Below are 21,354 nucleotides of genomic sequence, written 5' to 3'. Positions count from 1 at the left end.
AAGGTAGTGGGAACATGGATTTTAATTTAACAGATGAAATGACGATGTTAAAAGAAATGACCTATAAGTTTGCAGAAAACGAAATCGCTCCCTTTTCATCTGAATGTGATAAAGAAGAAAAATATACTCCGGAGATTCGCAAGAAAGCGGCAGATTTAGGAATTGTTGGTGCGTGGATCCCGGAAAAATATGGCGGAGCAGGGATGGGAATATTAGGTCAAGCGATTATTACCGAACAGCTCTCGCGAGTGGACATGGGAATAGGAACAAATATTATTACGGCAAGTTTCGGATGTGAATCCATTTATCTCTATGGAACAGAGGAACAAAAACAAAAGTATCTTTCAAAAGTTTGTTCAGGAGAATGGGTTTCCTCTGGTGCATTCACAGAGCCTAATGCAGGAACGGATGCTGCAGGTTATCAAACAAGGGCAGTGCGCGATGGAGATGACTTTGTCATAAATGGAAGCAAAATCTTCATTACGAATGGAACCGTCAGTGATTTTATGGTTGTTCAAGCCATTACGCAACCGGATGAAAAAAGGCATAAACGCTTCTCGCAGATTATTGTTGAAACGAATAGAGAAGGAATAACAAGAACGAAACTCCGTGGGAAAATGGGAATTCGTGCAAGTGATACGGCTCAAATTTCTTTCGAGGACGTCCGTGTGCCCCAATCGAATTTAGTTGGGACTGACGGAAATGGCTTCCCACAATTAATGCACTTTTTTGATATTACACGAATTATGGTCGCTGCCCAGGCGCTTGGATTATCACAGGCATGTCTTGATGTCTCTGTCAAATATTCAAAAGAACGATATGCTTTTGGCCAACCAATCGGAAATTACCAGGCAACGATGACTAAGTTAACAGAAATGGCAATCAAGATCGAAGCCTTAAGAAATCTTGTCTATAAAGCTGCATGGCTGATTGACTCGGGGAAACCAGATTATACCTTATCAGCAATGGCAAAATATTTAGGAGGGCAAACAGCTGTGTTCTGCGCAAATGCTGCCATTGAAATACATGGCGGTTACGGATATATGGATGAATACAGTGTCCAAAAATGGTATCGTGACGCTAAGATCCTGGAACTTTATGAAGGAACAAAGGAAGCCGAAATTATGGCAATCGGTCGAGTTCTTCAGTCCTAATACAGAGTGAGTTGAATCAAATACACATTAACGATATCTAATTTATGTGTCCAAAGAGTTATCTTAATATTAACTAAATATAGAAAAAGGAGATAATTATGATAACAAATTTAAAAGGGAAAGTCGCTCTTGTCACAGGAGGAACCAATGGAATTGGGAAAGCGACAGCATTGAAATTAGCTGAAAGCGGCGCAGATGTAGTGATTGTTGGCAGAAACCAAGAGGCTGGAAATCAAATTGTTTCTGAAATCAAGCAAATGGGAAGACGCTCGCTTTTTCTTGAATGTGATCTATGGGAATATGATTCTGTTAAAAAAATGACTGATCAAGCCGCTGCTGAAATGGGTAAAATTGATATTTTAATTTCAAACGGTGGGACTACAGTAAAATATGCGAAGTTCTTTCATGAATTGGATCCCAACGACTATGCAGGTTGTTTAAACACTCAACAATTTACTAGACTTTATACGATCCGTGCCGCACTTGATCATATGAGAGAACAAAATTATGGAAAAATTATTATCATTACAAGTGATGCAGGCAGAGTAGCTACTCCACGTGAATCGCTGATTGGATCCTCCGCAGCAGGTTTAGTGTTGATGAACAAAGCACTTGCAAGTGAATTTGCACGTTGGCAAATTCGTGTCAATACACTCTGTTTGACAGTGATCGAAGATACTCCAGCATTTGATGAAGTAATGTCAAGCGAAGCTAGTCATGTATTTAAAAAAGCCGTGGACCGAGCGAGATTGGGCCTGCCAAATGCTGAAGATGTAGCCGAAGCTGCTTTGTTCTTTGCATCGCCAGAATCCGACAAAATAACCGGGCAAACATTGAGTATAAATGGCGGCCTCTCGTTCTCAGGCTAAGCCTATTAAATACATTATTATTAAATAATAAATCCAGAGCTATCTAACAAATTAAAGGAGGTTATTCGACAATGTATTCAAACTTATCAACGAATGAAATTCTAAGTAAATTAGCAGATGTGGCAGCTAATCCTTATCAAAGAGCTAAGGAATGGAAAATGGAAACAGGATCCAAAGTGGTTGGATGTTATATCATGCACTTTCCAGAAGAACTGATTCACGCTGCAGGCGCACTTCCTGTTGTTCTACAAGTGATAGAGGAACCAATTACCAATGGTCACGCCTATTATCCTTCTTATTTTTGCGGTCCAACTCGAAGCATCGTTGACCAAGCAGCAAAAGGAGATCTAGAATTCCTCGATGCCTTTGTAGGAGGGGATTACTGTATACAAGTTGTTGGAGGAACTGAGGTTTTAGGAAATCTTCTGCCAAACGCAAATAATATGTTCTTTCGATTGCCGGTAGGAAATCAACCGTGGACGCAAGGGGATATTGTTACAGGTTTACAAGAATTAAAACGTGATATTCAAAGGTTCACAGGAAATGAAATTAGTGATGAATCTATTTCTAAGAGTATTCGCATCTATAATAAAAACCGAAGCCTTATTCGAAAAATATATGACTTAAAATCCGAAAACCCAGGACTGCTAACTTCAAGCGAGATGTTGTCGATTATTAAATCTAGTATGGTTATGCCGAAGGAGGAACATAACGAAATTCTTGAGACACTTGTAGCAAAATTAGCTGCAGAAAAAAATTCTACAAGACATGACGGGGTTCGTGTGTTTATCTCTGGTAGTTTTTGTGGAGCACCTAAAAGTGAGGTATTGTCTCTTATAGAAGAATCAGGAGCAGTTGTTGTCGGAGATGACCTTTTCCACGGGTATAGATACACAAGTAATAATATTGCTGAAGACCGTGAACCAATTGAGGCAATTGCTGATCATTACTTAGAAAAGAACACTAGTGTCCCTTGTCCAACGAGATGTGATCCGAAAACTGATTGGCCGCAGTATCTTGTCGATTCAATGAGAAAGCATAAAGCCGATCAACTTGTAATTCTCATGACACAATTTTGTGAGCCACATATGTTCTTCTATCCAGACATTAAAGATGCGATGCAGGCTGAGAAAATTCCACACCTTCTATTAGAACTTTCACATGAACTTGATTCAATAGAGACAATTAAGACTAGGCTTGAAGCATTTGTGGAAATGGCTGTTTAATTTTAAAAAAGAATGAAGGGGATGAAGATAAATGGCAGTACAAGAGGCAAAAAGAGCAAATCGATTAAAATCTGGAAAGTTAGTAAATAAACTGGTGAATGAGTATTGGGAAGATTTGATTAATGCCAAAAAGACGGGGAAAAAGGTCGTTTATACGACAGGTCTGCCGATTGGACCTTTTATAGGAGCACAAGATATGGCATGGATCCACGGGGAAGGTTATGGGGCACGTGTTGCAGCAAGGCATGAGGAAAAAGAACCGCAAATTTTTGCAGAAAATCATGGGTTTAACCGTGAACTTTGTTCCTATGCAAGAACCCAGATGGGCTGTGCAATGTTTGCAGAGTTAGGGGTTCCTGATGATCTAAATCCAGGACCAATTGCCACCGAAATTCCTGCCCCAGACGCGATTATCACCTGTTATCCAGGCTGTTCTACCGGGCCGCAGTGGGATTGGGCGATTGAGCGTGTCTTTGGTAAAAAGATTCCATGGTTTAACGTTGTCATTCCGTACCATATGGGTCGCAACGGCTCCACATATATGAAGGGTGAGGAATATGAGGAAAATGTCAAATATGTTGTCAGACAGTTTGAGGATTTAATTAAATTCTTAGAAGTCGTGAGTGGTAAACCGTATAACTGGGATAAATTCAGTGAGTTAATGGGTGTAACGAAACAAGTTGGAAAACTCCGCATGGAAGCAATGGAGTTATGTCAAGCGAAACCAGCACCAGCTAGTTTCTTTGACTGGACCATTCAAATTGCCCCTGTAAACTATCTTTCAGGATGGCCTGGAACAGTCGAAGCAATGCAAGCGGTTAAGGATGAAGTTCAAGAGAGACTCGATAATGGGATTAGTGCTGTTCCGAATGAAAAATACAGAATATTCTGGGAAGGAATTATGAACTGGAACAAGCTTGGATGGATGGCTGATAAGTTTGCAAGTTATGATGCGACAGTTGTAGCCGGTCGTTATACGCATATGGCATTCTGGCATGAGCCTGATTCAATTGATCCTGAAAATCCACTTGAAGGGATTGCCATCAACCATCTTGAATGTCAGTTAAACCTTGGATATCCGATCACAGAAGAGAGGATGATGAAATTATCTGAAGATTATTCGATTGACGGGATTGTCTTCCATGGTGCAAGAACATGTCGATCATTTTCCCGCTCACATTTTCTTTTAGCTGAAAATTTAAATAAGAAAATGGGCATTCAATCTACTTCGTTTGAAGGAGATATGGTTGATGAATCATTCTATAAGGAAGAACTTGTGAATACACGCATTGAGGCGCTTATTGAAAGTCTTGAGGCTAAGAAAAGTAGAGGGTAAGATTTTGTTTTCCGGGAATGCTGTTCATTCCCGGAAAGTGTCACAAATTTGGGTTTATTAGCATCAAGTGGAAGAAACGGGAAAAGGAGTGAAGTGAATGACTTCTAATAAAGAAATACCCTTTTATACAATGGGGGTTGATAGTGGTTCTTTGACTGGGAAAGCGGTCATACTCGACGGTAATAAACGTATTGTTTCCCATAGCGTGAAACAACTTGGATTTGTAAGCGAAAAGGCCGTAAAATTGGCAATCGAAGAGGCATTAGAGAAAGCCGGTTTGGAGATAGACGACATTACTTATACAGTGAGCACAGGTTATGGACGAAAGAGATTAGCCATAGCAGGTAAAAATCTTACGGAAATAAGCTGCCACGCTAGAGGGGCAAATTATCTCTATCCTGATGTGAAAACAGTCATTGATATCGGAGGCCAGGACAGTAAAGTCATTGCAGTTGATCCAGAAGGAAATGTCAAAAACTTTGCGATGAATGATAAATGTGCTGCTGGAACGGGACAATTTTTAGAGGTATTAGCGAGAGCGTTAGATGTTAAATTATCTAAAATCGGGGAATTATCACTCAAATCAGATGCCGATATAAAAATAAGCAGTATGTGTACAACATTTGCTGAATCAGAAGTTATTTCTTTAGTAGCGGATGGGAACACAACAGAAGATATTCTCTCTGGAATGCATCGAGCAATTTCAGCGAGAATGAAGGGACTAGTTGGCCGTGTTGGCTTGCAATCACCGGTTATGATGACTGGGGGCGGTGCCAAGAACATTGGTTTGACGACTGCTCTAGAAAAATCATTAGGTGTTTCTATTCATATTCCGGAAGAACCACAAATTGTTGGTGCACTAGGGGCGGCCATTTTTGCTAATGACTTTGCAACTGGTCTAAGGAAAAAAGTAGAAGAGGAAGAAGACTTAAATAAAGCAAGGGGACCGGCTAAAGACTGCGCCACTTGTAGTGTTCAAACGATCCAATTAAACAGTAGATGACTTTTATAAAGAAAGGTGACAGCCATGTTATATGAAACGATTCAATTTGAGCGCCGGGGCGCCGGCGCTTGGATTTTTTTAAATAGACCTAAACAGAAGAATTCAATTTCCTCACAAATGTTGCTTGAATTGGAAAGTGCTTTAACTGAATGTAAATCAGATCAAGAGATCAAGGCAATCGTATTTACTGGGAAAGGGGATGCATTCTGCGCCGGAGCAGACTTAAAAAATGTCCTATCCTCAATTGAGAATCCTGAGCTTGGGAAGCGAGATTTTCTTGATTTGTTCAGTGATGTTGGTGAACTGATTCGAACAATGCCAAAACCGGTCATTGCTGCAGTGAATGGTTTAGCCCTTGCAGGCGGTCTTGAACTCGTTATGTGTTGTGATATCGTCTATGCTGTTGAAAGTGCAAAAATTGGCGATGCACATTCTAATTTTGGTGTATTTCCTGGGGCCGGCGGTGCAGCTGTTCTTCCAAAAAAGATTGGATTGAATCGTGCTAAGCATCTATTGTTTAGCGGTGAATTTCTTCCAGCTGCTGAGCTCGAAAGATTTGGCTTGGTCAATAAGGTAGTCGCAGACAATGAGCTAACGGAAGAAGTTGAAAAGTATGTTGAATTATTAGCTTCTAAGAGCCCATTGGTGCTTCGGCGAATGAAAGAAGTAGCAAACGCCTCAATGGATCAGACGCAGGAGGCAGCTCTTCGCCATGAGATTCTAAATTTAAGGCAGCATGCTCGTTCTTATGATCTTGCTGAAGGGCTTAAGGCCTTTAAGGAAAAGAGAAAACCACAATTTAAGGGGTATTAAGGGGGATAACAATGAAACTAGCCAATCGAGTTTTTATTATCACTGGGGGTGCCTCTGGTCTTGGGGAAGCATGTTCCCGCCTGGCGGTAGAAAACGGAGCAAAGGTTGGAATTTTGGACCTAAATGAAGATAGAGGAGAAAACTTAGTAAGAGAACTTGGAGACTCAGCCGTTTTTTGTAAAACAGATGTGAGTGATGATAACTCTGTCCGTGACTCCGTTGAAAAGGTGATCCAAACCTTTGGAGCCATTCATGTGGCAGTAAACTGTGCAGGCCTTATTTTCGCTTCAAAAGTCTTTTCAAAAAAAGGGCTATTTCCGATAGAAAAGTTCAATCAAGTGTTACAGGTCAATCTAATCGGTACAATGAACGTGGTTCGTTATGCTGTCCAGGAAATGATGAAGAATGAACCAAACGAAAATGGGGAAAGAGGGGTCATCGTTAATACAGCCTCTGCTGCCGCTTTTGGTGGACAATTAGGACAAGCCGCGTATAGTGCATCAAAAGCAGGGGTCATCGGAATGACATTACCAATTGCTAGAGAAATCGGTGACTATGGAATGCGAATTGTATCGATTTCTCCAGGACTTTTTGAAACCCAGATGTCCAGTGGAATGCCGGATTCATTTAAGCAGGAATTAGCCAACCATATTCCTTTCCCGAAACGGTTAGGAAAACCGGAAGAATTTGCAGAAACAGTAAAGCATATTGTTGAAAACCCTTATCTAAACGGAACAACTATTATGCTCGATGGTGCTGCACAGCTCCCAGCTAAATAAATGGGGTGTAACTGATGAGGATTGAATTTAGAAAAAAAGAAGAATGGTTTACTTTTACGGATCACCAAGGCAATGTAATTGAAAGAAAAACAGAAATTCGCTTTGATCCACTGACAGGGGAAACGTCACGACTTATTTTTAATCCGGGGTTGACCATCATCCCTCCTGATTATACTGAAAAATCCAAATTAACAGCTGGGACCAATTGTCCGTTCTGCAATGAAAACCTGATGAAAGTAACCCCTGTTTTTCCACAAGAAATAGCTGAGCAAGGTAGGTTTTTTCACGGAAATGCTGTTTGTTTTCCAAACCTGTTTCCGTACAGCAAACATAATGGAGTTGTCATTTTTTCTAATCAACACTATGTCCGATTAGAGGATTTTACGCCGAGTATGATTAGAGATGGATTTATGGTTGCACAACGTTATCTTGAAAAGGTAATGGCAACGGATAATAAGGCTAGATGTGCTTCTATTAATTGGAATTACTTACCGCTTTCGGGAGGGAGTATCCTGCATCCGCATATACAAGTGATGGTTTCAGAATCACAAACCAACTATCAATCTATAATAAAAGAAAAAACTAGTTCATATGAAAAGCAAACTGGGAAATCCTTCTTTTTATCCTTAATTGAGGCCGAAAAAAAACTTGGTGAAAGATGGATTGGAGAATATGGCAATATTCATTGGATACATGCTTACGCCCCTAAAAGTCATAATGATTTTATTGTTGTTTTTCCTCAAGCACGCTCCATTGATGATCTTAAAAAACAAGATTGGTTGAATTTTGCAAAAGGATTAACATGTATTTTTAAAGTCCTTACCGAACAAGGGTTTGAGAGTTTTAATTTATCCCTGAATATATCAGAAGATTCAGTAAATAAGGAACCTATTCATGTTCGTTTGATTCCACGTCATACATCAGGAATCCTCGAGACAAGTGATATTAATTTTTTTCAAGCTTTGCATCAGGAGTCACTTGCTTTTTACATTCCTGAAGAAATCTCTGAAAAAGCAAGGTCCCATTTTCAAAAGATTGATTATCATTTTGATTGAAAAATAGAAATCGTTACATTCCTTATAAAAGGAACATACAGAAAGGAGTTCAAATGGCTGGTGCATTAGAAGGTTTAAAAATACTAGATTTCAGTACATTGGTTCCAGGACCTTATGCGACGATGTGTTTAGCAGATATGGGCGCAGATGTCCTCAGAATTAAATCAGGTTCTAGGCCGGATGTTGTCGATTATTTACCCCCGTTTTTACCTGAGACAGAAATGTCAGCCGTCTCTGCACAATTAGGAAGAAATAAAAAGGTAATGACTTTAAATCTTAAAGATTCTCGGGCAATCGAAGTTATTCATCAGCTGATTGGTGAATATGACATTATTATTGAGCAATTTCGACCAGGTGTGATGGCAAAATTCAATCTCGATTATGAGAGTTTAAAAGAAATAAATCCAAGATTAATTTATTGCTCGTTAACCGGATACGGCCAAACAGGACCAATGAAGGATCGTGCAGGACATGATATCAATTACATAGCACAGTCCGGTGTTGCTTCCTATTCAGGGAAAAAAGAATCAGGTCCGCCCCTTATTGGAATCCAAATGGCAGATATTGCTGCAGGCTCAAACAATGCAATTATTGGGATATTGTCAGCGGTCATCTATCGTGAGCGAACGGGAAAAGGACAGCATATTGATGTTTCCATGACGGATGGAATGATTGCATTCAACTCGTTCATGAAGGGAGCTGCTTATTTAGTAGATGGGAAGGACGCAGGCATGGAAGATAATATGTTGAATGGTGGATCGCTGTACGATTATTATGCAACGCTGGATGGCAGATATTTAAGTTTCGGTGGCGTGGAACCACAATTTTTCAAGGCCTTTTGCCAAACAATCGGAAGACCGGAGCTTACCGCCGGTGGGGTAACCCCGAAAAACGTTGACCAAGTCAAACAAGAAATTAAAGAAATCATTAAGCGGAAAACATTGGACGAGTGGATGATTGAATTTAATGAGGCAGATGCCTGCGTTGAACCAGTCCTTACTCTTTCAGAGGTACTAGAAGGGCCGCTTGTGCAGGAGCGATGCATGGTCGTGGAAGTTCCAGGACCGAATGGAAGAAAAGTAAAACAAATTGCTAATCCAATTAAATTTTCAGAATCTAGCCCTGAATATCGTCATACAGCGATTCCGAATTCCGAGGCCAATACAAAAGAAATAATGAAAAAACTCGGATATTCACAAGCAGAATTCGAAGAGTTTACCAATACAGGATTGTTTAGTTAAATAAGTACCTACTCAATTTAAGGAGGGAATCCCTTGATAACAAAAGTATTTGTTGAACTTAAAATTGAAAATAATACGGCGATAATTACCATTGATAATCCACCAGTTAATGCCTTAAGTAACCAGATTGTTCTTGAACTTGAACAAGCGATTGAAGCGGTAGAACAAAATACGGAACTACAATCACTAATTATTACTGGGGCTGGCACCAAGGCTTTTGTAGGCGGGGCCGATATTAAACAGTTTCTTACAATGACACCAGAATCTTGTTATGAAACTGTAAAAACCGGACAAAGAGTATTTGAAAGGGTTTCAAATCTAGAAATACCAGTAATTGCAGCGATTGAAGGATTTGCCCTTGGAGGCGGATGTGAACTAGCGTTAGCTTGTGATATCCGCATCGCTGGAGAAAAAGCAAAATTTGGACTTCCTGAAGTCGGTTTGGGGCTGATCCCAGGTTATGGCGGTAGTCAACGTTTGCCAAGGATTTTAGGAAGTGGAAAGGCCTACGAGCTAATTTTTTCGGGTGATATCATCGATGCTAGTGAGGCCTATCGTATAGGTTTAGTGAATAACCTCGTTCCTAACGGAGAAGCTTTAGGTCACGCTCAAGCTTTTGTATCAAAAATTCAGAGTAAAGCACCATTAGCAATTAAAGCGGCTAAAAAGGCGATTAAACAAGGAATAGCGCTGCCATTAGACGAAGCATTTGAATTAGAAGCAAGGGTAGTTAGTGATTTATGTTCAACAGAAGATCAAAAAGAGGGAGCAAGAGCTTTCTTAGCAAAAGAGAAGCCAAAATTTCAAGGGAAATAACGCATATAAGATTCAATCCTTTGTAGATCTGTTATAGAAGAATAATAATGTTTGGAGATGTAGCTATGTCAGAAACGGTTAAAGTAAAGATTGAAGAGGGGGTTGGGTTTGTTACGCTCAATCGACCAGAGAAGATTAACTCCTTATCAACTGATTTAGCGATTGCCCTAAAAAAAACTTTATTAGAGTTGGATAAAAGCTCTGATGTCAAAGTTCTTATTCTATCAGGGGAAGGAAAATCCTTCTGTGCTGGTGGAGATTTACAAACTATAAACAGTTTTACGAAGTCTAGTCAAATTACTGAATATTTACAGGAAGTGATTGATCTCACTCGAGTCATTCTCAATATGGACAAATATGTTATTTCAGCTGTTCACGGCTATGCTGCTGGAGCAGGATATAGTCTAGCACTTGCTTCTGATTTTATTGTGGCTGACCATACGGCAAAGTTTGGGTTGAATTTTGTCAATATTGGGGTAATCCCAGATTTAGGTTTGATGAAATTATTAAGCACAAGAGTTCCATTACCTATTGCCAAAGAATGGATTGTATCAGGTAAAATACTCGAAGCGCAAGAGGCAAAAAACTGGGGAATTATAAACAGAGTGGTTGAAGGTGAACTGCTACAGGAAGCAAGGAACTTTGCTCAGGTGATTCTTAATGGACCGCCTTTAAGTAATAAATATGTTAAAAAAATGATGAATCATTCCGTACAACTACCGTGGGATGCCTTCTTGGATCAGGAATTGATGACACAAGCAAACCTGATTGCCTCAGAGGATCTTCAAGAGGGATTGAAGGCATTTTTGGAAAAACGTGCACCTGAATTCAAGGGAAGTTAAATATAATTCAATTTTCATATCTATCATAGAGGGAGGGACAAGCATGTCAATAAAAACAATTGCTGTGATAGGCGCAGGAAATATGGGGTCGGGAATTGCCCAGGTAGCTGCTTGCTCTGGCTATCAGGTCATTCTGTCAGATTTGAAAGAGGATTTTATAAACAGGGGCTTAGTTGGAATTAAAAAAAATGTCGAAAAACTAGCTTCTAAAGGGAAATTGAACGACTCTCCGGAAACAATCATGGATCGTTTTACTACGACATCAAATTTGGCCGAGATAAAAGATGTAGATTTAGTATTTGAAGTCATTATCGAAAACATGGAGAAAAAGAAAGAATTATATAAAGAGATTGATGAAATTTGCAAGCCAGAAACGATTTTTTGCTCCAACACTTCCGGATTAAGCATCACCGAGATGGCCTCGGCTACGAAAAGGCCTGACAAAGTAATTGGGACCCACTTTTTTAATCCAGTGCCAGTTATGGAGTTAGTAGAAATTATCCGTGGGAATGACACTTCGGAAGAAACTTATTTAATTGCAAAGGATTTGTGCCAGAGTTTTGGGAAAACTTTGATCACCGTAAATGAAGCTCCTTTATTTGCAGTTAATCGGATTTTGGCTCCAATGATAAATGAGGCAATATTTGTACTACAAGATGGGGTTGCAAGTGCAGAAGATATTGATCTAGGGATGAAGCTAGGAGCAAATCATCCGATTGGTCCTTTAGCCTTAGCGGATTTGATAGGCCTGGATGTTCTTCTTACGGCACTCGATACGCTATATGTAGAAACAGCTGATTCAAAATTCCGTCCGGCTACTTTATTAAGAAAACTTGTTCGAGCAGGTCATTACGGTCGAAAAACTGGAAGAGGATTTTATGAATATGGTTAATGAAAAAACTACTTTGAGTTGTGTTTTCAACTGATTAAATAGATTACTTTACAAACGAAGGTCAATCTCAGCTTTATTCATAAGGAGATCTGGCCTTTTTCTAGTATTCTTTTAATTCTCATACTAAATTATATCGGGGTGATTCTAATAGAAATGAAAGTTATAAAAACTCAGTTTGATCATTTAATCAATTTTCAATATGAGCGGATAAGCGGTAGAAATCTAAAAGTCACTATGCCTATTCAGCCGATATTTCTTAATACAGTTGGATATGTTAATGGTGGCATTGTAAGTTTATTGGCAGACATCTCGATGGGGAATGCGTGTAATACTTTTTTGAAGGATCAGGAAGCTATTCAGTCCGTAGTTACCGTTGATCTTAAGATTACTTATCTAAAAGGGGCAAAAGGTGAATACTTAGTTGCTGATGCTTATTTAGTGAAAAAAGGTCGAACGCTAAACCATTTGGACTGTAATATCTACAATGATAAAGATGAACTTTGTGCAAAGGCACACGGCATCTTTGCTAATCTATGAAAAACTTTGTAAGTGCTGGTTTAATTCGAAAATAGATAAAAACACTGGCTAATTAGCTCGTGTTTTTTACCTCGAAATTACCAATTTTGACTTAAGAGTGGCAAAAAAAATTTACTTATATTTTTTATCTGAAAATTTAAAACATTTAATTGACACAATAGTCATTTATGATAATATAGTCATATAAGTAGTTTGAAAGTTCTGAAAAATAAATATATTGGAGTGATGATTCACAAGAATTATTCAAAAGTAATTTAATTTTAGAAATCATGCAAGCGTTTCCATCTGGTGATTGGAAATGAAAAAAGTAAAATGTGAGGAGGGTGCCTATAGAAATTAAAATGCTGATAACAAAATAGACAGGGTTATTAATTCATCTTAGACAAATAAAAACTTTATGAAAATGGGGGATAAAGAAATGAAAAAAGTAATAAAGCCGTTTCACATTTTAGTATTGTTATCAATATTAATCATCGCTGCTTGTGGTAGTGAGGGGGCAGCAACACCTGATGGTAATCAGGGTTCTCAAGCTAATACAAGTGATAAAAAAATTACACTGAGGGCTTCAGCGGGCGTTGGTCCCAATCACTATTTTCATCGAGGCTTTTATGGTCCACTAATGGAACGGGTTGAAGAAGAAACGAATGGTACAGTTTCTTTTGAAGTCTTTACTTCTGGCGAGCTTGTAGCACTTGGGTCAGAATATGATGCTCTTCGCAATAACACAATTGATATCGCATTAACATTAATTGCTCAGTATGATGCTCAGCGCTTTCCGTATACTGAAGTTACTATGTTACCAGTGCTTGAAGCGGATGCAAGTATAGCTGCAAAAGCATTCCAAAATATGATGAAGAGCGATCGTGAGATTTTGGATGGCAAGACCTATTATGACTTAGAATTTGGTGACAAGGATTTGGTAGCCTTTGCTGTTTCTCCAACTGAACCATATGTAATATCAACAACAAAGAAGAAATTTGAATCTGTTGATGATTTCTCTAAGAATATTCGGTTGCGTACAACATCAAGAGCGACTGAAATGCTAACTGCAAATTTAGGTGTAACCTCGGTATCTATGCCTATTTCAGAAGCATATGATGCACTCAGTAGAAATGCTGTGGATGGTTTGATTTACAATATGCCTGATTGGACGGTAATGGGTTTTGATGAACTAATCAAATATACAATTGAAGGAACGAATTTTGGTTTTGGTATAGCTCATTTCACAATGACGAAGGAAAATTGGGAAAAACTCCCGGGAAATGTTCGAGAAAAAATTCAAACAGCTGCAGACGAACTTATTATTGAGGGTTCTAAACTTGCAATTTCAGAGACAGAACAAAATAGGGAAAGTAATATAGCTAAAAATAGTGGGGAATTTATTCATCTCGATGATCTTAACCCTGAAACTAGTGAGTACATTAATCAGGCAATGACAAAAACATGGAACGATTGGATTGAAACTCAAGAGAGTGGTGGGTTTGCCGGCAAGGAAATAGCTAAACTTTGGAGAGATATGTTAGTGGATGCTGGGGGAGTCGTACCACAGGCTGTTATGGAAATAGAATAAAAAAAGAAATAGTATATCTACATAGGGAACTTGAATAGTTCCCTATGTAATTATTGGAGGTGATTCTATGGGCCCAGTCGAAAACATTGCCATCATCGTTGTTATTCTAGTTTTTTTGATACTATTATTGTCTGGACAATTTATAAGTTCACTTCTCTTCACAACAGGGATTATAGGGTTATATATGATTGGAGGGATTTCATTATTAAGCGGCTTTCTTCAAAGTGAACCATTCAACCGTGTGGCAAGTTATTCTTTGACGACTATCCCTTTGTATATTTTGATGGCCCAGTTTATTATGCAAGCTGGAATTGTAAAAGATTTTTATAATCTTGTTTTTAAAATTTCCAAAGGGAAAAAAAGTTTACTTGGTATCCTAACGGTTTTTTTGGGAGGAACACTAGGTGCTGTTTCTGGTTCTGGGGCAGCAACTTCAGCAGCTCTTGCTCAAGTTGCAGTACCAGAACTGAAAAAGAAAGGGTTTCCTGAAACTTTAGCAGGTTCTATTGCTGCTGCTTCAGGTTCGCTCTCATCGATTATCCCTCCAAGTATTGTATTGATTATTTATGGAGTCACTACCCAAACCCCTATCGGCGAGTTATTTGTGGCTGCCTTTATTCCAGGACTTTTAATGATGACAGTTTTCTCTATTGTTACAGTTTTTTATCTTAGAAGTTACAAAGGGAACATAGAGTCGCATGAAGATAATGTAGAAGAAATAGACACGCCCGTTAGTAGATATGTAATTGTCATCCTGGCGGGCATTTTAATAATTGGTTCAATTTTTGGAGGGATTTATTCGGGAATATTTACCCCGACAGAGTCAGGTGCAGTTGGTGCAATCATAGCTTTAGTAGTTGCGCTTTTATTAGGAAAAATAACTAAAGAATTTATAGTAAACTCTCTAATTGAAACTATGAAAGTGACGGTAATGGCATTGATTATTGTCATTGGAGCATCTATATTTGGCCGTTTTGTTTCTTTGTCATTACTTCCAAGGAAAATCATTGAAATGCTAGGAACACTGATGGAATCGCCTACGCTGTTGTTAACAATTATTATGATTATCTACTTTTTCTTATTTATGTTTATAGAAAGCCTTGCAGTTATTTTAATGACCGTACCGATTTTACAGCCAATATTAATGGCGGCCAATATAGATCTTATTTGGTTCGGTATATTACTGACAATAATTTGTACTTTAGGAATGATGACTCCACCTGTGGGAATGAGTGTTTATGTCGTTGGAGGAGTGTCGAATATTCCTATAACAAAACTCTTCAGAACGTCAATGGTTTTTGCTGTCGTTGCATCAGTAGTGGTCGGTGGTTTAATTATTACGATTCCAGAACTTGCGACTTGGCTGCCCCAAACAATGAAGCAATAGAATAGGTTCACAATAATAGAATGGAGGTGATAGAGTTGAATAAACGCTTCGAGCAAATTGAAAATTTCAATAATAAATTAAAACTTATAGGGGTTCTGTTCGGGGGGATTTCAGCAGTGTTAATGATGCTTCTAATTGGGGCCGATGTATTCATGAGAAATATCCTCATTTCTCCTATTCCTGGAACCTATGAGATTGTACAGTTTTATCTAATGCCGCTAGCCATTTTTCCTGCTCTAGCGTATACCTATAGTTCTGGAATATTACCGAAGATAGATGATTTAATCGTAAAATTTTCTAACTCTATTCAAACGATAATGAAGTTTATTATCTTCCTTATTGAGATAATAATATTCTCATTATTGACCATATACGGCTGGAAGCTTGCAATGAGTGGGGTAAGTGATCAAATGGCAGTTACAGTTGGCAGTATCTTAATGCCAATCTATCCAGTATATTTTGTCGTCCCAATAGGTTTTGGTTTAATCGTATTAGAAGTTTTTATTTCAGGTATTAAACCAATCCTTCAACAGAAAGTATAAATTTCTTCCAAAATATAAATTCGTTGAGAGTAGTAGAGACTATGATTGAAAGAAACCAGGTTATTGAATTTGAGCTGATAGCTTTCATTTTAATATGTTGGAATAGATGGGAGTATGTATGAATGATAACATATTTGAATTTATTAACATAGGTGACAAGGTATCCTTTAGCAAAACGATTGGCGAGACAGACGTGTACATGTTTGCAGGTATTACTGGAGACTTTGGACCTAATCATATAAATGAAGAATACATGAATAAGACTCCTTACAAAAAGCGGATTGCACATGGAGTTTTATCAATTGCTGTCTCTTCAACTGCAACAGCCAAAATGGTTGAAAAGTGTAATATAAAAGGAATGATGGCGGTTAATTACGGGTATGATCGACTGCGTTTTATTAGACCAATTTTCATAAGTGATACAATTACAGTTGATTATACGATTGAGAAAGTAGAAATTGAGCATTTTAAGTTAATATCCAAAATTGAAATCTTTAACCAGAATCAAGAACTATGTACTATCGGGCAAAATATACTGAAATTTCTAGAAATTTAACACCTACTGAATTAAATTAATCATTTTTATTCATGCAATTATTATAAAAGGTTGGCTAGATTGATGTCTAATCAACCTAGCCAACCGGAGAAAAAGGAGCGGTCAGTTGTATTTCGGCTTCTTATTTCATTGAAAAATTAAGGAGTGACATTTATGGCTGTGCCTATGCCAAGACCTTCGTAAACTTTCGTTATAATGGAAGATGCATCTATACAGATGTCTCCTAATTAATGAACAAATAACTTTTTTTGAAATGCTACAAGAGGAAAATCTTTACTTGGATCTTACTAAATTACCTTACGCTGGCCAGATTATTACACCAGAGTTTAATCCGGTTCGTTTTGATACAATGTTTTTTATGGCTAAACTACCAAAATCGCAAATACCAGAACCTCATTCAGGTGAAATTGACTATGCATCGTGGGTTGTTCCAAGAGAGGCCATTAAGGGATATAATTCGGAATTTATGCTGGCACCCCCAATATTGCATAATTTGAAGGCGATTGTCTCTTTTCTTGATTGGGGAGAGCTAATCATGCATGCCTGAATTCAATATTTCGGATTACCTCTCCTTGGATTAAATCGAAAAAATAAAAAAATGGCAAATCGATAATTATATATTAGGAAATTAAAGAAGGTGAAAAAATGATTCATGAAACAACAGTAAGAGTTCGATTTAGCGAGACAGATGCTTTAGGCCATGTTAGTAATACAAGTTATTTTATATATCTAGAGGAAGCTAGAATGAAGTTTTTTGAAACTTTAGGCTTTAATATCGATGCAGGGTCTATAAATTTTATTTCGGCTTCCGTAAAGTGCGATTTTATAAGTCAGTCCTATTATAATCAAGAGCTAACCATTCAATCTACAATTTCAAAAATAGGTACAAAAAGTTTTATTGTAATGCATAAAATACATGACACTAAAGGTAGTTTAATCGCATTGGGACAATCAAGTATCGTATTTTTTAATTTTGAAAAACAACAGACCGAAAAAATACCTGAAGAACTAAGAGCTCGTCTAGAACAATATCTGAGTAAAAACCCTTTAAAACATGATATGTAAAAGCATAAATCTTTAGTAAGTGTATTTACAATTTAGTATTTTTGAAAAGACAAAAGGGGTATTGTATATTTTCAGAAAATTTTAATTCATTAAATTGACATACATGTCATTTGTGATAATGTAGTCATAGAAATAAATGAAATATTCAAAATAGTATAAAAACAAGGTGGTGAGTTGTCTAGGTTTACAAAAAACAGATTAATAAAAACACAATCTTCGAACCGGTTGCATTTAAATGAATAAGTATTTTTAATTGAAAACAGTAAAATGTGGGGAGGCTGCTATTTAATGACTATTAAAAGCCGATTGGATGTTGTCACAGAGGAAAAAATTGAGGAACTGAGAAACAAATATCATTGTGAAAGCTATCTTGGCCAGCTATTATCTGAAAAATTACGTAGTCGGGCGGCAATTGAAGATAAAAGCCCTTCCGTTAGTTTAAACGAACCAGAAAAACGTCTAATTAATTTCTTTAGTGATCATATTGAAAAACCATTTACGATTAGCGAAATCAAACGTCTAAAGGGAGGTGGTGCAAATGAAGGCTACAGTTTTATCCTGACTCGTGGCTCCAAAGTTGAAAAATTGGTCCTTCGCCTTAAGACACTTGGTGCAATTTGTGCCACTGCAGCCCCCCGTGAATATGAAATGTTAAACGTGGTGAAAGAGATTATCCCGACACCTATACCAAGTTGGCTAGTCACCGATTCCAAATATTTTGGTGAGGTGGGGTTAATTACTAGCTTTATCTCAGGGGTTGCATCACCGTCTAAGAATGCTCCAAAAGCTACTGGGTTGGGGGTGGTCTATGGGGAAGAATTACGGAAGAAACTAGCACCTCAGTTTATTGAATATTATGCAAAACTCCACGCCTATAACTGGGAAGGGCATAGATTTAATTACTTTGATATCCCTGAGCGAAATACAACTGAAGCGATTGATTGGCGTTTAGCCTTTTGGGAAAGGTCTTGGGAACAGGACAAAATAGAGTCACACCCTACGATGATACTCATGAAACAATGGCTGTGGGAAAATCGTCCAGTGGTCGATCATGTTTCTTTGCTTCATGGGGATTTTAGAAATGGAAATTTCCTGTTTGATGAGGAGAGTGGTGAAATAAATGGAGTGATCGATTGGGAGTTATCATACTTAGGTGATCGCCACTCTGACTTAGCTTATACTATGCTTCCAGGTTGGGGGTCTTATGACGAAGAAGGTAATTTTCTCGTCGCTGGACTGGTTGATACAGAAACGTTTATTACTGAATATGAGAGAATCTCAGGTTTAAAGGTGGACCGCAATCGCCTTCATTATTATTATGTCTATAATTATTTTTGGTCAATTGTATCACTAATTGGTACTGGTGTTAAAAATGCTGAGCTAAAAATTACCCAACTTGATGTAATGTACAATTTTATCGCCGGTTTAGGTGGCCGTTTCGTTGATGATGTTAATAAATTAATTATGGAGGATATGCTATGATTCCAACAATTACCCAGCAATTAAAAACCCTTAAGTTAAGGATGGAAGAAACAATCATTCCTGCGTTACCTTCTGACGCCGCATTTGCACATGAGCAAGCCAATCTTATGTTGGCTACACTAAATTGGATGTTGGACACGCATGAGCATCAATATCGATATGAAGTCGTTGAAAATGCAGAGTACAGACAATTACTGACGGAGCTTGCAAGTTTCCCTGATACTTTGCAAACCGATATCAGTCTTAAAACTACGATTGAAGAAATCCTTTCAGAAAGCGGACCAGAGCCGACTGAGGCAATCATCCCATTAAATAACATAATTGACCAAAACCGGAGGATGAAAGAGATTACAGAAGAATTTTATGAACAAATACGTGTTCACCCAAATAACAAAGTGGCAAATCAAGCGCAAACTTTACTTGCAAAATTAGCTATACGCCAAGCAAAGCTTGAGGTAGCCTTTTTCCGTATGACAGGGTTTCCAAAAGATGCTCCTGAACTAAGAGCTGTCCTAGATGAATTCGCGAATAGTAAGCAAAAAGTGATCTGAGAAGGAAACTCGAGGTTTAATAGAAACATGGTTTAAAATAATTAAATTAAAAGTCCGCGGTTCGTGTTTTTTGTAATATTCAGATAAATATAGGTGTTTAAAGGTTAGTAAAATATACAAATAAGGAGGTAAGGTAGATGCAAGGTTATCAACACCCTAGCAAAATTGCCCCTTTTGATGAGTGGGTAACAGATTTAAGGAAAAATTTCATTAATGGTGAATGGGTGGAAGGAAAAAGTAAAAGGAAGTATAACATAAAAGACCCGTATGATCATTCAAACGTTGCGACGATTGGTTTAGCTAATTTGGAACAAATAAAAGATGCTTATGCATCCGCAAAAAGTTCCCAAAAAGATTGGGCAAAATCAACTCCAGAACAAAGAAAGGAAGTTCTGAAAAAGGCACTGCAATATATTGAGAATCATAAAGAGAACATTATCCAATTAATTATCCGCGAAACGGGAGGAACAATCCTAAAAGCTGAATTTGAATATGCCATGGCGATTGGAGATATTAAAGATTCAATTAATATGGTTGATGAAATTTATGTTCCAAAAGACTATCCTACTCTAAGCCCAAATAAAGTGAGTCGTGTTTATAAATTGCCGTTAGGTGTCATCACATCGATTACACCGTTTAACTTCCCATTTAATTTAGGAACAAGAACCGTTTTCCCAGCAATTGCATTAGGAAATTGTGTCGTCCATAAACCTGATATTCAAGTTGGTTTGATTGGTGGTCAAGTTTTTTCAAAAGCATTCGAAGAGGCAGGTCTGCTACCTGGTGTGTATAATTCAATTCTCACTGATAGGCAAGAATCTGGTGATGAATTTCTAACAAATCCTCATTCTGCTTTTATTAGTTTTACAGGGTCTACACCTGTTGGGAAACATATTGGAAAAATTGCAGGTGAACACTTAAAACAAGTAGCCTTAGAACTTGGTGGAAACAATCCTCTAGTCGTTCTAGGAGATGCTGACGTAGAGCAGGCGGTAAAGATTGCTATATTTAGTAAGTTTTTACACAGCGGCCAAATCTGTGCAATAACAAATCGGATTATCGTTCATTCTGATATTTATGATGAATTTGTTTCGAAATTTGTTGACCGTGTAAAAACGCTAAAAGTTGGTGACCCGAAAGATCCGACCACAAACATTGGACCAATTATTAATGAATATCAGGCAGATAAAGTGATGAATTTTGTTAGAAAGGCCAAGGAGGAAGGGCTACAAGAAATCCTCCAAGGGAAACGTGATGGCAATTTAATCTCACCGTTTATTTTTGTAGATGTTCCAAACGATGCAACTCTTGCTTGTAGTGAACTTTTTGGTCCAATTGCTCAAATTATTTGTGCTAAATCGGATGAAGAAGCCATTGCGTTAGCAAATAATACTGAGTTTGGCCTTTCAGCTTCAATTATTACATCGAATCTAGAAAGAGGCGAACAGCTCGCACTTGAAATTGAATCAGGAATGACACATGTAAATGACATTTCTGCTCTGGCAGAGGGGAATGCTCCTTTTGGTGGAGTGAAACAGAGTGGAATAGGCCGTTTCGGTTATGAATGGGTAGTTGAAGAGTTTACAACAACTAAATGGGTTACAATCCAAAAAGAACCATTAGATTACCCATTTTAAG

The 21,354-nt window shown here is 38.0% G+C and carries 22 protein-coding genes; all 22 read left to right on the top strand.

Going from position 1 to position 21,354, the window contains the following annotated elements:
• The first annotated feature begins 14 nt into the window (after positions 1–14).
• Entirely contained in the window at positions 15–1,154 is a 1,140-nt protein-coding gene (locus GNT69_RS16155; protein WP_203555987.1) for an acyl-CoA dehydrogenase family protein, read from the top strand.
• Positions 1,155–1,252: 98 nt separating this feature from the next.
• Positions 1,253–2,023 (top strand): SDR family NAD(P)-dependent oxidoreductase, encoded by a 771-nt coding sequence (locus GNT69_RS16150; RefSeq protein ID WP_203555986.1) that lies wholly within the window; start codon positions 1,253–1,255, stop codon positions 2,021–2,023.
• A 71-nt stretch (positions 2,024–2,094) separates the two neighbouring features.
• Complete coding sequence (locus GNT69_RS16145; protein ID WP_203555985.1) at positions 2,095–3,249, top strand: 2-hydroxyacyl-CoA dehydratase subunit D; 1,155 nt, start codon at positions 2,095–2,097, stop codon at positions 3,247–3,249.
• 31 nt (positions 3,250–3,280) lie between these two features.
• Complete coding sequence (locus GNT69_RS16140; protein ID WP_203555984.1) at positions 3,281–4,585, top strand: 2-hydroxyacyl-CoA dehydratase subunit D; 1,305 nt, start codon at positions 3,281–3,283, stop codon at positions 4,583–4,585.
• A 97-nt stretch (positions 4,586–4,682) separates the two neighbouring features.
• Positions 4,683–5,588 (top strand): acyl-CoA dehydratase activase, encoded by a 906-nt coding sequence (locus GNT69_RS16135; protein ID WP_203555983.1) that lies wholly within the window; start codon positions 4,683–4,685, stop codon positions 5,586–5,588.
• 24 nt (positions 5,589–5,612) lie between these two features.
• On the top strand, positions 5,613–6,401 hold the full coding sequence (locus tag GNT69_RS16130) for an enoyl-CoA hydratase/isomerase family protein (protein ID WP_203555982.1): 789 nt from the start codon (positions 5,613–5,615) through the stop codon (positions 6,399–6,401).
• 11 nt (positions 6,402–6,412) lie between these two features.
• A complete protein-coding gene (locus tag GNT69_RS16125; RefSeq protein WP_203555981.1) occupies positions 6,413–7,180 on the top strand; it encodes an SDR family NAD(P)-dependent oxidoreductase in 768 nt (255 codons plus the stop codon).
• 14 nt (positions 7,181–7,194) lie between these two features.
• Entirely contained in the window at positions 7,195–8,235 is a 1,041-nt protein-coding gene (locus GNT69_RS16120; RefSeq protein WP_203555980.1) for a hypothetical protein, read from the top strand.
• A gap of 53 nt (positions 8,236–8,288) precedes the next feature.
• Entirely contained in the window at positions 8,289–9,476 is a 1,188-nt protein-coding gene (locus GNT69_RS16115) for a CaiB/BaiF CoA transferase family protein (RefSeq protein WP_203555979.1), read from the top strand.
• 33 nt (positions 9,477–9,509) lie between these two features.
• Positions 9,510–10,292: an enoyl-CoA hydratase/isomerase family protein gene (locus tag GNT69_RS16110; protein ID WP_239094251.1), complete on the top strand. Its 783-nt coding sequence runs from the start codon at positions 9,510–9,512 to the stop codon at positions 10,290–10,292.
• A gap of 65 nt (positions 10,293–10,357) precedes the next feature.
• A complete protein-coding gene (locus GNT69_RS16105; RefSeq protein WP_239094250.1) occupies positions 10,358–11,134 on the top strand; it encodes an enoyl-CoA hydratase/isomerase family protein in 777 nt (258 codons plus the stop codon).
• Between the two features lie 43 nt (positions 11,135–11,177).
• Positions 11,178–12,026: a 3-hydroxyacyl-CoA dehydrogenase NAD-binding domain-containing protein gene (locus tag GNT69_RS16100; RefSeq protein ID WP_203555977.1), complete on the top strand. Its 849-nt coding sequence runs from the start codon at positions 11,178–11,180 to the stop codon at positions 12,024–12,026.
• Between the two features lie 153 nt (positions 12,027–12,179).
• Entirely contained in the window at positions 12,180–12,563 is a 384-nt protein-coding gene (locus GNT69_RS16095; RefSeq protein WP_203555976.1) for a PaaI family thioesterase, read from the top strand.
• Between the two features lie 418 nt (positions 12,564–12,981).
• The gene (locus GNT69_RS16090; protein ID WP_203555975.1) at positions 12,982–14,133 is read left to right on the top strand and encodes a TRAP transporter substrate-binding protein; all 1,152 of its coding nucleotides are present in this window, start codon (positions 12,982–12,984) and stop codon (positions 14,131–14,133) included.
• A 67-nt stretch (positions 14,134–14,200) separates the two neighbouring features.
• Positions 14,201–15,520 (top strand): TRAP transporter large permease, encoded by a 1,320-nt coding sequence (locus GNT69_RS16085; protein WP_203555974.1) that lies wholly within the window; start codon positions 14,201–14,203, stop codon positions 15,518–15,520.
• Between the two features lie 35 nt (positions 15,521–15,555).
• On the top strand, positions 15,556–16,062 hold the full coding sequence (locus GNT69_RS16080) for a TRAP transporter small permease (RefSeq protein WP_203555973.1): 507 nt from the start codon (positions 15,556–15,558) through the stop codon (positions 16,060–16,062).
• 118 nt (positions 16,063–16,180) lie between these two features.
• Positions 16,181–16,618 carry a MaoC family dehydratase gene (locus GNT69_RS16075; RefSeq protein ID WP_203555972.1) on the top strand — a complete coding sequence of 146 codons (438 nt, stop codon included), beginning with the start codon at positions 16,181–16,183 and terminating at the stop codon, positions 16,616–16,618.
• Positions 16,619–16,895: 277 nt separating this feature from the next.
• Positions 16,896–17,165: an NUDIX hydrolase gene (locus tag GNT69_RS16070; RefSeq protein WP_203555971.1), complete on the top strand. Its 270-nt coding sequence runs from the start codon at positions 16,896–16,898 to the stop codon at positions 17,163–17,165.
• A gap of 98 nt (positions 17,166–17,263) precedes the next feature.
• Positions 17,264–17,683, top strand: a complete 420-nt coding sequence (locus GNT69_RS16065) for an acyl-CoA thioesterase (RefSeq protein WP_203555970.1) — start codon at positions 17,264–17,266, stop codon at positions 17,681–17,683.
• Positions 17,684–17,971: 288 nt separating this feature from the next.
• Positions 17,972–19,165 (top strand): phosphotransferase family protein, encoded by a 1,194-nt coding sequence (locus tag GNT69_RS16060; RefSeq protein WP_203555969.1) that lies wholly within the window; start codon positions 17,972–17,974, stop codon positions 19,163–19,165.
• Complete coding sequence (locus GNT69_RS16055; protein ID WP_203555968.1) at positions 19,162–19,716, top strand: hypothetical protein; 555 nt, start codon at positions 19,162–19,164, stop codon at positions 19,714–19,716. The genes GNT69_RS16060 and GNT69_RS16055 overlap by 4 nt, the downstream gene beginning before the upstream one ends.
• A 137-nt stretch (positions 19,717–19,853) precedes the next feature.
• Positions 19,854–21,353: an aldehyde dehydrogenase family protein gene (locus GNT69_RS16050; protein WP_203555967.1), complete on the top strand. Its 1,500-nt coding sequence runs from the start codon at positions 19,854–19,856 to the stop codon at positions 21,351–21,353.
• The last annotated feature ends 1 nt before the right edge of the window (position 21,354 follow it).

The sequence above is a fragment of the Bacillus sp. B15-48 genome (assembly GCF_016879755.1).
Classification (GTDB): Bacteria; Bacillota; Bacilli; order Bacillales; family Cytobacillaceae; genus Mesobacillus_B.
Note: the sequence above shows the minus strand (reverse complement) of the source record. Positions and strands in the feature narration are given on the sequence as shown.